The 13,629-nt window shown below is 65.9% G+C and carries 1 protein-coding gene (only partly in view); it reads right to left on the bottom strand.

All 13,629 nt of this window come from inside a single coding sequence — locus AB0M45_RS21745, glycerophosphodiester phosphodiesterase family protein (protein WP_364331931.1), on the bottom strand. Of the gene's 93,477 coding nucleotides, 13,238 precede the window and 66,610 follow it; the stretch shown corresponds to coding positions 13,239-26,867 — codons 4,413 (partial) to 8,956 (partial); the first complete codon in reading order (the gene reads right to left) occupies window positions 13,626-13,628. Both the start codon and the stop codon lie outside the window.

Here is a 13,629-nt window from a genome sequence, read left to right as displayed (position 1 = left end):
CGCGCCTCATGCGAATCGACGAACGTGAGCGTGCTGACCTCCGTCGGTAGGTCGTCGCGAACTGCCGCCACGGCCACGGTCCCGCTGCCCTTGCCCTCGCCGACGAGATGCAGCTGCGGAGCCCGCCCCGTCCGGTACTGCGCTTCCGAGGCGATCGACGCCAGCAAGCCATTCAGCGCCGACCCGTCCGGCCGCAGCTGCCCGTAGCCGATCGCGACGACCACTGCCACCGAATGATCCGGATCGGCCAGGGCGACTTGCTGGTACATGTCGAGGGCATTACCCACCAGGTCCACATCGTCCTCGAGCGGGCCGTCACCGACGAGTGTGACGATTCGATCGGCCGACACATCACCGAGCGCGAACACGGCCCGTCCACTGACCGGATCCATCGACAATAGGTGCAGCTGCGGATGAGCAGGGATGCCCAGCGTCTCCGCCATATCCTTTGACAACATGGGCATGGTGCCGAAGATCTGGCTCAGCTTCCGCATCAGCGTCGGCGACAGTACCTGCGGCAGCTTCCCAGCCTCGAGCGGTACGCTGCCGAACGCCTTACCCCACCACGCCCAATTGATCGCGTGACGGTCCGCCCACGGGACACCCCACGCGGTACCGGTATCCGGATCCGACATCGCCTTCTCACGCTGCGACTGAGGTGCGGATCCCCAGGCTTCGGCACCCGCCCGGGTGGCGACTCGTGCCTCGGCGATCTCGACATCCTCATCCGATTCCGCCCACCGCTGTTCGAACTGTGCCCGCCGCAAGACATCACGCAGATCCGAATTCCCCGACCCGGCATTTTCGCCGAATTCTCCCGGGGCAGGGGGCATCGTATACCACGGCCCCGACTCCCTGTGTCCGAATGGGAACCAGGACTGGATCATTGCCGGGAGCTCGGTATCGCTGCTCGCCGAATCAGGCGACAGCTCGGGCGGCGCAACGTGCGGCGGCAGCGGCGACGGCCCCGGACAATCCACGGGGTAGTCCCAGTAGCGCGGCTCCTCGAGCCCGTCGACCGCGATGCGGGTCACGCCCTCGGCGTGGTTCACCGTCACCCGCACCTGCTGTGACTCGTCATCCGGGTCGGCCAGCGTCAACGCATGCAGCAGCCGGTCTCGCGCATCGGCCTGCTGGTCCGCACGCAGCGCCAACCCTGCCACCACGTTCTTGGCAACCGCCAGCCGGTCGGCCATGCTGCCCCGCGACAGCCAGGTAGGCACCGGATACTGCGCGCCGCTGTCGTCGTAGAGCCGATCCGCCTTGACGCCCGTTGCACGCTCGACGATGACACTGCCGTAAATCTTGACGGCAACTTCGCCATCAGTCACGCGCAGTTCGCCGCGAACGGTGCGGCCCGCCGAGGTGGTGGCAGTGACCCAGCGGAATTCGACCGGCATCCCGTCTGTGACGGCATCGGGATTCGCCTTCGCCGCCGATATCACCACCCGCGCCAGATCGGCCTCGGTGTCACCATCGGTACCAGCAACAATCACCTGCTGGCCACGCTCGAGTCCCACCCGAGCCGTCAGCGCAACGATATCCGGCCCCGACAGCACCTCCAATCCGGCGAGGCGGTTCGCCAGATGCCGCGCACGCGCCCGTGCCCGGCGCAGCGCCTGCGCCGCGATCACCCGCTGCATCACGGGTGTCCCGCCCTGCTCCGAGCGGTCGTACCAATTCCGCGGTATCTCACCGGAATCCGGTGCCATCGACGCCACGGCACGACCGAGTTCGACGACCTTCTCGTGCGGCAGTTCGGCGCGTCTCACGCTGGCTTGGGCTGCCATTGTGATCAGCACGCCGATCTGCCGCCGCAACGCCATCTGCCGCGCCTCGGCATCCGGGCCGGACGCCGACTCGAAGGAGATGACCAGATCGTGCAACTCCCGCACGAGTTCGGCCGCCTCGATGAATGCCGGGCTGTCATCGCCGTCGGCCTCGTCCGTGTCGGGGTCGCCACCCAACTGCCGGATGGTGTCGCGCGCAACGGCGAGAGCAGCCTGCAGGCGCTCCCGCACCGCATCCAGTTCCGGACGGCCGGAATCGGTTTCCGGGTGGGGAGATTCGACGGCCGACAGGAGGTCGTCCAGTTCGAGGGGTTCGGCGTGCGCGGACGTCTCGTCGATGATGCTGCTGGCCGTGGAGTAGGCCGGGAGAAGTTCCGTGACGTCACGATCGATCTCGGCGTGCGATAGCGATGGCACCGAACCGATCGAGGCCAGCAGTGCCCGCATCCGGCGGACCACGGGTGACAATTCGGCTCTCGCCCTGTCGTCGGGTCGCGTGCCCTCGGCATACAGATGGAACAGCGTTTCCATGAGGCGATGAGCGTGCGGGTCGAGCGCGTTCATGGCGGCGGACCATTCCGGTGCGGTCACGGTGGCCAGTCCGCTGGGCAGCTCGGCCTCGCCGGTCAGCTGGTCCCGGAACACCTCGTCGAGCCAGCGCGCGAACCCGACGGCCCGCGCATTGGCGTCGATCACGAACGTCGCCACCACATCGCGCAACCATTCGCCGGGCTCGATGGTGCGGAATCCGGATCCACCGGGCTCGGGAACGCGGAACTCGGCTTCGAGTTCGTCGAGCCATTCCTGGCGATCGCGGCTGCCGGGGCTGCCGATCGCCTGCTCGAACCGCGCGAAAACCTCGTCCACGGCGGCATCGGCCACCCGGCTCTCGCCCAGTGCCCGCGCCCGCAGCACCACATCCATGCCGTAGGCGATGTCGGCGAAGCTGTCGCCCAGGCCCAATTCGGTGACCTTCAGCATGAGGTGCGCGATATCGAATATTCGGCCTGACCGCTCCATCGACACGATGTCGAGGAAATCGCGTACCCCATCGGGCAGGCGGCTGCGCAGCTTCAGCAGGATCAGATCCTCGGCGGTGGCCCAGCCACTGCGCACTTGGTTGTTCCGCGGGGTTTCCACCGCCGCCCCATCCAGGGCCAGCAATTCCACCGGTTCGGTGGCCACCAGCAGGTTCACCGGGACACCCCCGACCCGCAAGCGCAGCACGTCACGGCCGCCGAAGCCGGTCTGCCCCGCGGCATCGGTGCCGGAAGCCTGCCCGTACTCATCGCTCAACGTCTGCCGCACATCGTCGGGCAGTTCCCGCACGAGGAAGTCGACGGCGCCGGTTTCACGGGGGCGGTGACGGAAGAAGTTCTCGGCCACACCGCCGACGACAGCCGCGTCGATGCCGATCTCCTTCAGGAGAGCACCGAACGTCACAGCGCATGCGACGAGATCACGCTGCGACAGCTCGCGCTGCGCGGTGGCCATGGCCCGGCCGGAATCCTGCTCACCCTCCGGCAGCATCGACTCGGCGATAGCGATCATTTCGTCGAACCGCAGCAACCGTTCGATGACATCTCTGAGGACCGAGTCGTCCGCACCCGCATTCTCGGGCCGGAGAACGCCGATCAGCACCAGCTCACGCTCCAGCAGCGCGCCATCGACCGCATCGTCCGGTACCCCGAGCGATCCCGCCAGCAGATGCGCAGCCTGAGCACGCCTGGTGCGCACGACGCGCAACCGTTTCGCCCAGTCCACGTCATTCCAGTCGTGGTGGAACCGCTCGACCCCGCGCGCATCCGCCGGTTCACTGGGCGATACCCCGTTCAGAGCCGCAAGCGTCTTGAAACGGTGCTCAGCTACGTCCTGTTCGCATTCCGCGAGTTTCCGCGCAGCGTGCCGGGCTCGCATGAGCGGTTGGTTCAAGTTCACATACTCGTCCTCGTGGAGCGGACGCCCCACGAGAGTAGCTATCTCCCGCTCGATGAACGGTGCTGCCGCCAGGTCCTCGGGTGCAATCCACAGTTCGAGTTGGGCGATATGCCTGTGCAGTTGCGCGGTCGCCTTCTCGTTGTGGAGGTCGGCGACGAGGTATTCGGTCACCAGCCCGTCCGGTACCGAGGAGAGATCCCGCACCCGGTCCGCCAGATCACGGAGGCGGTCTGCCCGCCGCTGGAGCCGATCGGCTGCGTACACCGCCTGCTTGTAGGCGATGGCCGTTTCCAATAGGTCGAAGTACTCGCCACGCGAGGTCTCATCCCCCGGCACGTTGTTCGCCAGCGTGCCGTCGATCCCGGCGGGCCCGACGTCCCCGACAATACCGAAACGGTCTGCGGCGTCCCTTATTTCGTTCTCCAACTGGAGACGATTCGCTTCGGCGCTCTCGAACTTCTCCTGCACCTCCTGCGCCCGCTGCGCGATCCGCGCACTCGCCGCACGGCCGGTCCCCGGCTCGGCGTCATCGGCATCCGATTGTGACTGCTCAGCCTGTCCTGCCACGTAACGCGCAGTGTCGCCGGACTCGGGTTCCGGCAGCCCCGACTCCATTCGCGGCATATTCAGTTCCGGCAGGTGAACGTGGGCGGCGGCCTCCTCGGCGATCCGCCCGGCCACCTCCTCATCGAAGGCAGTCAGCCAGTTGCCGTCGCGGTCGTATCCATACCACTGTTCGTCGTCGCCGCTGCCGACCCGAACCAGGACCTCGTCCCCGGACGTGGACACCAATGCCCGTATCCGCATCAGTTCGCCGTCGCTGCCACCCAGGCGGCCCTCGATCCTCCCGCCTTGCAGCACCAGACCGCGCGCCTCGACTCGCGCCGCCAGCTCCGCACCCGAAAACCCCTCGGGGCATCCATTATTCGACGGAACCTTGGTGAGCACATCCGCCACGGCGCGGGCCAGTTCGACCTCGGAGTCCGCCACCACCACGAGCCGGCGGCCGTCACCCACACCGACGATCCGCGCGGAGTGACCGGGCACCGGGCGAGTCTCGAAATTCTCGAGCTGCTCGTCCAGGGCACGCAATTCGCGGATCTGCCGGGCGCGCGGGCTTGCTATCGGGCCGTCGTCAGTCGAGTAGAACTCTTCCGGTGCCTGCATTCCCAGACGATCGGCAGCCTCGACCACCTTCTCCCGGGCCTGGTCCAGCTTGCGCCGTGCATCCGCCCGCACCTCCTGCGGGGTGTCGGACGCGTTGGTAATGCGAGTGAGTCGATCGATCTGGCGCAGATCGTCGAGGACCTGCTCGAGCTGAAGCTTGCTGGCCCGCCCCTCATCGGCGGTTTCGGATGCGCGGGGCGCCTGGATCAGGGTGTCGCGGGCCCGGCGCAGACCGTCCGCTGCCGCAGCACGGTCGGCGGCGGTGCTTGTGCCGGTGACCGATTCGGGTACGTCCAGGCCGAGTTCGATGAGGACGGCGCGCAGCACGTCCGGGCAATCGGTGACGATGCCGGCCACGCCGAGGGCGATCAATTCGCGCATGCGGTCGGCGTCGTTGACGGTCCACACCGTGACGCCGATGCCGGCCGCGCGGGCCTGCGCCATGAACGCGGCGTCGACCTGCTTGTCGTTGGCCGAGATCACAGTCGCGCCAGCGGCTTTCGCGGCAGCGGGCAGGTCGGTGACGTCGGCGTCCGGGGCGTCCATCCACCGGCGCAGGTTCGCCGGTGCGTCGTCGAACCTGTCTTCGTCGACGAGGGCGACGAATTCTGCGGGCACGTTGACTTCGGGCGCATCGGCGATGCGTTCGGCGGCCAGCTCCCTGGCGATTTTTACGCCGCGCCAGTCGAAGTCGAGGATCCGATAGCGCTGATCACGGTACGAGAACTCGTCCATGATCTTGTCGAGCACCCAGCGCGTCTTCTTTTCGGACCAGGGCTTCTTCTGCCGATCCTCGGCTTCGTACGCCGACAAGGTCTTCGGGTTGGTCTTCACCTCGATGAGGAAGGTGCCCTTCCAGTGGAGATGCTCGGCCAGATCCAGCAGTTCCTCGAGCGTCGGGATCGGCGCCCACCCCACCGGGCGCTGTCCGGGATACGCAGGATTCGCCATCGCGGCGTTGATCCTGCGGAGTTGTTCCAGCGTCATCGTGCTGATCCGCCGACCGACGAACTCGTCGGGCACGGTGCCGGCCTGCAGTACCTCGTCGTGGTAGATGACCTGGTGGCCGTCCAGGGTCACCTGGATATCCAGTTCGATGGCATGCACGCCCGCCGCCATCGCCCGCGCGAAGGCCGGGTTGATGTTTTCCGGCCAGTTGCCACGAGCGCCCCGGTGGCCCTGGGCTTCCACCACCCAAGCCCCGACACCCGAACCGATTGTGCTGTCGTAGATCTCGTCCAGGATTCGGTGGACGGCCGCTGTGCCGGCACCCTGCGCGGACACCGCCTCCGTCAGGTTGCGAGCATAGGTCGCAGCCGCCAAGACACGCGAAAGTTCTTCCGCGACACGCGGGTACGAGGCAGCCGCCTCCGCCAGCACCTCGGCCCGCTGCTCCCAATCGAATTCGGGCGGCATTTCCACTGGCCGACCACTCAGAATGGCATCGGCCCGGGCGGTCACGGCCGCAGCGTCACGAAGCTCGACGGCCAACTGTTCCAGACTCTCGAGCCGACGCTTGGCGTGGTCCAGCGCGGCCATGCGCTCCGGCCCCAACTGTGCCGGGTCCTGGTCGACAGAGCCGTCGAGCCCGGGGGCGGCACGCAGTCTCTCGGTTACGTTGGCCAGGACCGCCGCGCGCGCCCAGATGGACCACCGCTGGCCCCGGATGGTCACCTCGTACGGTGCACCAGCATCGAGCGGATCGACATCGCCGCCGCCCGGAATCGGACCGATGCCCTGGCCGGCGAACACCGTGTCGCCGGACAGTGGCTCGGCACCGGGATCGCCGACACCGGGAACCACGTGGCCGTCGCGGAAGACTGTCGCCCAGGTGGCGGTCGGTTCGCCATAGGCACCGGTGCCGAACACTTCGCCGCGATGATGTTCGATGGCGACCCACCGACCGTTGATGCGCTCCCAGGCGACGACAAGGCCGCCGGGCAGTTTCGTGACCGCGTAGGTGTGGCCTTCCATGCCACCGGGCATACCGGGGTGCCGATCGGCCACGAAGGCCACGTCGCCGTCTTCGAGAGACTCGGCGAGCTTGTCGTGGGCGGTCTTTCCCAGCTCGGGACGGATCAGTTCGAGTTCGGCGTGCGGATTGTTGACACGCAGCCGAGCGAGGATCTGCGCGACGGTTTCGCCCGCCAATGCCGCATTCGAACTCCGTGAGTCGTCCACGGTGCCGGGCTGGACGGCATTGATGACCGAGCACGTGTTCTGTACGCAGATGCCCGGGAGGTCATCCACCGAGGCGCTCGGCGGCGGCACTGGTGCGGTGCCGTCGTTCAGTGCGAATGCCGAGGTCTGTCCATCAGTGAGCGCGACTGCTTCCAGGTGCTCCTTGGCGAGTCGGTAGTGCAGGGCGTTGAACTCGTGGTCGGTGACACCATCCGTATTGCTTCGCGCCTCGGCGATCTGTTTCGCCGCCCACTCAGGTACGGCACTACCGAACACCGAAAGCGTCGGTTGCGCAATAGCCTTCGGATGGTTCTCGGCCAGCCATGCGACCATCCGTCGATCGGCGCGCTCGCCTTCGCGCCTCCACTGCGGGTGCTGGGCAACGAGCGCTGTATAAGCCTGAATGAACAATGTGTCGGGGCGGCGCCGAATCTGTTCGGCGATTGCCGAATCAGAAGATTTGTATTCTTTCAATCCCGAAAGGTAATCGGCCGTCTGCAGGATGGCCATGCGCCCGGCTCGATTCTTTCCGTAGCTGACCGCCTCCAGTGCATCCACGTCCATCTCACCGGACAGCCAGCGCTCGAATACCTCGAGCCGACTCCCGGAAAGTACCTTCAACATGCGGCTCAACTGCGGAGCGCCGACATCGCGTGCGGTGGTGAGCAATTCCTTCGCGGCTTCGACGGCTGCGTTGGCGGTCGCCCTGTTCATGGCCTTCGGCGAAGTACCGGATACCGGTCTGCGATGCCCAGGACGTTCCGGTGACGACTCGACGGCTTCAGGTCGTGCCGTAACCGCGACATCCGGCCTGTTGAATGCCCCGGCACCCAGCACATCGACCGTGAATATCACACCGTCCGCCGCGATCGCCAGCCGCAACGCCATAGCTTTGCGCTTCGCAATCAGCTCCTGCATAACCGATTTCGCTTCGTCGACAAGGTGTCGGCGTTCCGTCGCCGACACCCGCTCGGGGACCAGACCCGTCATCTTGCCGAAGAGCTGCCGAACATTCTCGGCGCGTTCCTTGACACCCGAGCCGACACCGAACGAGACCTGAAAGGTTTGATTTCCGAACTCGCTCGAGACATCCACTCGATACCACGGCACCTCACCGGTCTGCGCGAACAGCAGCGAGACCTGATGAGGTGCGGATCCCGGCAGAATCCACACATCCTGAACATGTTTGGCAGCGCGACGGCCCACATCCGCCGCGAGCCGCAGTGCGCCGGCAGCGAATATCCGGTCACCCGGCATCGAGTTAGCGGCTCGCTCGATCTCCCGGTCGAGATGGTCGAGATCATTCAGCGACCGGGGTTGCACCACGAATCCATTCGGCGCCAATGCTTCACGAGCTTGTTCCGCGGCAGCCGTCATCGCCTCGAGCCGATTCCGAATATCCGCGACCGCGCCCGACAGCTGATCCCCCATCGGCAGGGCATCCGGGCCGTCGGTCACCGGTTCGCCACTCAACTGAGCGGTGGAGATGCCCGAATCCGCGTTATCGCTCGGTGTTCCCGAACCGAGCCGGTCCGGGCCGCCACCCGTCTGAACGTCCAGCATCGTCGCGACTTCGGACTCGGTCGCGGGACCTTCGCTGTTGTACCACCGCCGGTCCGCACCGCGCACCAAGGCGGAAGCCCCGGATGACGAGTACGCAACCATCGCGCGCATCGGGCGACGCTCGCCCATTTCGCCGGAAACGTCGACATTCTGGTAGACCATCGCACCCTGGCGGTTCCACACGGCCAGCTTCAGCGCGGAATCCTCGTCCAATTTCGCCGCCACTCGCTGGGGCAGGTCGTCGCGCACCGGCCCCGTCACTACAACGGTGCCATCCTCACCGATCCGGAAATCGAACGATTGCTCGACGATGCGGGCAACTTGTGCCCCGTGTTCGGGCCCGCCGGGCTCGGACACGAATCCCGCCTGTTGTCCCTTCTCGCCGTCGGCCGGATCCGAAGAGCCCGCTTCTCCGCTCTCCCGTTCATCCGTTCTTCCCTGTGGACCAGCGGCATTCTGCTGTGGCGCAGCGAATCCCGTTTCAGGTGAGGGAGACTGCTCCGGTGAGAAAGCCTCATCGGTGGATCCTTCCGCGTGCACGTCGGTGTGCTGCCCGGCGAAATGCCGTGCCACCTTGCGCAGCGCCCTGGTGAACGTGCGCTCCGCATCTTTGCGAAAGCTCTCCGAGAGCTGATCGACGGGCGTCCCGTGCACGAAGAGCGCCGTGAACGTCCCCGCCTGCAACGAGGTGAGCTCACCAGTAGCAGCCAGCTCGGCCGCAACGTCCCCCACCACCGGCAAATCCACGGTTCGGATGAACTCCAGCTGCTGCAGCCACTCCTCGAGCCGCGTTGTGCCCTGGCTGCGCGCATTCTTCGCATCCGTGCGCTCGCAGTGGGTTTCGGCCGCAATCTCCGCATCGGACAACGGCGACTCCGCCAGCACACCCAATTCGACGGCCGTGCGCTGCTTTTCCGGAAGCACCATCAGCCAGCGGTCGAACCACTGTGCGTCGCGGTCCCTCATCTCGCGGAGAAACTCTTGCGCAGAGCCAATTTTGGTCGACGCCGCCAGGCTGTCCTGCCGCACCGCGCGCGCGGCTGGCTCATCGACGAAGACGCCAGGATTCAGATGCTCGAGGGTTTCGATCAGCTGCCGCTGGAGCGACTCGACAGTGGCGATCGGCATACCGTGCTGCAATGCCATCGCCACTAGTGAGTGCCGCTGCACGAATCTCTGCTCGAGGAACCACTGCATCACAGCGTTCAGTTGTGGCGGCACCGACTGCAGCAATCCAGGATCACGGTCGAACGCGCGCCACATCGCGGCGTCGCGTGCTCTCGGGTTGCCGCTCGGCCCGGGAGTGAGCCGAGCAGCGATCCGCCGCACCGCTGCCCGGCGCTTGGCTTGCGCATCTGCCCGAGGATCGTATACGTCGTCGCCGCGCGTCTCAGGCTCTACGCCCCAGTCGCCGATCCAACGTTCGATCACCAAGCGAGCCGCCTCGGCTGCCGCGCCCGTCCCGTATTCCGCGACAACCGCCGAACTCGTGATGCGGTCGAATCCCCCGATGGCACACCGCAACTGGGCCGGGCTAGCATCCGCCAAAACCGCCAGCGCAGGATCGCTATCCCGCACCCACTTCTCGCTCCGGTAGGCCGACACAAGCCGGCGCCGCAGTGCCGCGAAGTCGCGGTACTCGCTGACGACATTGCGGGCGACCACCGACATGTGCGCAGCGATAGCGACCGGGTCCACCCGATCCCCCATCGTGCGTTCGGCACGCTCGACGACCGAATCCAGGAGATCGTCCACGATCTCGGAAACAGCGTCCGACATCAGCACACCCTCGGCGACAAGCCGATCCAGCTGGATCGTCAGATAAGCGGACACCTGCCCACCGAGGAACATCGACAGCTCCACTGCCGACGGCCGCAGGCCCGCCGCCCACCGCGCCCGCACCCACTCGTCAGCAAGACGGAGCGATGCGATCCGGCCCAACAGCATCTCGTAATCCAGCGCATCCGCACCCTGCAACACCTCCACCAAACCGTCGAGGCCCTCCCCCGCCCCAGCGCGAATCCCGAGCAGCATGCTCACGATCGTGTCCTCGACGGTGAGCGGGTCGTCGGCATCGAAAACCCTGTGGGAGGGATCCGTGCGGCCATCATCTACGGACGGATCCGGTGTGGGCGAGCGCCCGTCTTCACCATTCGGGGCGCCGCCGCCGTCGGCGGACCCGCCGATGTCGTGCGAGACATGCTCCCGGCGTCCACCTCGAAAGACATCAATATCGAAACCGCGTGTCAAATCACCGAAACGCCAGGTGAATACAACCTCGACATCATCGCCGAACCCGTCCACCATCTTCTGCCGCGCCCTCGAACGCGCCCCATGGTTTCGGTCGATCCCATGCCGCTCCTCGAGCGTCACCAAGACGCGCCGTGCGAACTGTACCCATGCCGTATCGGTAGGTCCGGCTGTCAGCACGACCTCCACCGGACCTTCACCGTACGCCCTCACCGTAATGCCAGCACCAGCATCGTCGGCGACCCGAACCGTCGAAACTTCCTCGCCGGTGCGCTCGATCAACAACCGGGTATCACTGCCGACATCCAGAGCAGCGCGCGTGATAGCGAAAATATCCGGTGCGGCGGTGCGGAATTCGGGACGCACCAAGAATCCGGCGAGGAACCTCGTCCCGCCGTCCCTGTCTTCCGGTCCGAAATCAATCCGCTCCCCCGGCGCGAGGAGGGCACCGGCCATGTCACGCACCGAACCCGAACCCGACAACTCGGCCACCGGCTGCACCACCACCATCTCCGGCGCCACCAGCAGATCGCACAAGGCGTTCAGCGCAGGGTGTGCGGCAGCACCCGCAGTGTGCGCACCCCTGAACGCCAGGAACAACGCCCGCTTGGGAAAAAGCGTGCCAGACTTGCCGAGCGCCTGGTCGCCCAGCAGAGCATCCACCCAATCCCGAAATCGGGTCTCGACCGGATCTGCATCCGCGAGGTAGAGATCGATCAGCATGTCGAGAACCAGCGAATCGTCCGGGGCACCGTCCGATTCGAGAAGCCAGGCCCCGAACTCCGCGACCACCGACTCCCGCACCGAATCCGGCGACACTCCGGTCCCGACGAACAGCTCACTGCTGAGCGTTATCCAGCCATCCCGAACACCACCGGCGGCAACACTCCACCCGGATGGTTCAGACGTCCGGTCCCGTTCACTCAATATCCTGATACCCCGCGGCGCGCGATACCGAGCGGACAACTCCAGAATGACATCGATCGCCACACCGTCGATCTCGGATGTCGACGGCGTGCTATCGACGGGCATATCGCCGGAACCGCCCGACAGAGCGTGCTTCGGCGTCGACTCCGGCTCTCCAGCAACGCTTTCCGACGCGGAGGCAGATGTTGTCGCGGCTTTTCTCGCCAACCGCTCGAGCTGATCGTCGACATTGCCGCCCGGGCCTGAGTAGCGGAAACCGTAGGGCTCCAGGTCTGAAATGGATGCTGTGGTTCGCCATGCCGCCTCGGCCAGCTTGTTGGCCTCCTTGGTCTTGCGTTCGAGCTCCCTGCCCAGCCACTCGATCTCGGCGAGTAGCGCCTCCGGTGACTGCTGTTTGTTGGCGAGGGCCTTCTGCCGCTGCTTCATGACCTTCAGAGCCTGAGCAAGATCACCCTGAAGGGGGGAACGGCCGTAGATCGTGATCAGGTCAGCGAGGCCCTCGACAGTCCGGGTATCTTCGTCGAGTTGCCGGAGCGCCGTTTCGATTTCGATGAGCTGGGCACTGCGCAGGGCCGCGATAATCTGATCCTGCGTCAGCCCGGATGCCTCGTCGAAGCTGAAGGTGTCTGCGCTGTACAGCAATCCGGACAGCTCGTTGAGCGTCGAGACCGCCTCCATCTGGTCGGCCATGTGGTCGTTGAGGATCAGCAGATGCGCCGCATTGCGATTGCGCAGCAGGGCGTGCTCGTCGCTGGCGTATTTGGCCGCGTCCAGCGTTACACAATCGTCATCATCGAATTCTGCTGTACCACTGCCGTAGTCGAGGAAGCGGCTCAACGTTTTGCCACATAGCAGGCCGCGGCGTATCGCTGCACCGCGCCCACCGCGGATCGGTTCACCGCAGTTGCCCGGGACCTCCGAGCGAGTGCCGGGATGGTCTGGACAGGCGTAGAAGATCGAAACCCTGCCGGTCTGTTCCGCACGCTCGGACACATAGGGGAGGAAATCGTCGGTCAGGACGTTGCCTTCGTCGATGATCAGCAGGCGACCCCCGGGAATTCCGCGCGATCGCAACAACAGTTCCAGCTTGACCAGGAATTCCTGCCCGGCGCGGGTGTAGCGGTAGCGGCCGTCCTCATCCTTTCCTTCAACGAGGAATTTCTCGGACTTTCCGATGCGGAGGTGCTCGGCGTATTCGGGAAGCTCGTGCATCGGATCGGCCAGCATGACGAAATGCGCACGCCCCTTCAGCACTTCGTCCAGCAGCACCCCCTGTTCGATTCCGGCGAGTTCGTCGAGCGGTTTCTTGACGGGGCCCAGCGCATTCTTGCCGAGGTCCTCGAGGTTCTTGACGAGCCGGACGACGAGGACGCCGTTCTCCAGCCGAACGGTCCACTTACAGCCATATGGTCCCGCGGCCTCGATCTCGTCGATCAGCGAGTCCAACATCCAGCAGGCGAGCACTCCCCGATAGGCGGGAGCCTGTGCTGCCCGGACACCCAGAGCCGCCAGTGCCTCCTTGGTGACCTCGAGGATCCCCAGCAGCCGCGCGGTCGCGGCGTCCTCGCGATCCCGCAGCGCCGCAACGTGATCGATCAGCTCCCGAAGCCGCCCACGCGCGAAGTCGTAATCCTTCCCTGCCTTCGGCAGGCTCCACTGCTTCCTCCTCTGGTGCAGGTCGGCCTCGGTCACGGCCCGCTCGTACCGCTGCTGCGCCTCATCGATCGCGAGATCGACAGCCGCACCGAGCCGCTCCGAATCACCGGCCAGGTCGGACAGACGCAGCGCGGCCAGCTGCCCTGACGCCTCGACG

Origin of the sequence: Nocardia sp. NPDC051787 (assembly GCF_040681325.1) — a bacterium.
In the GTDB taxonomy this organism is placed as follows: domain Bacteria; phylum Actinomycetota; class Actinomycetes; order Mycobacteriales; family Mycobacteriaceae; genus Nocardia.
This window is presented reverse-complemented; position numbering and strand designations above follow the sequence as displayed.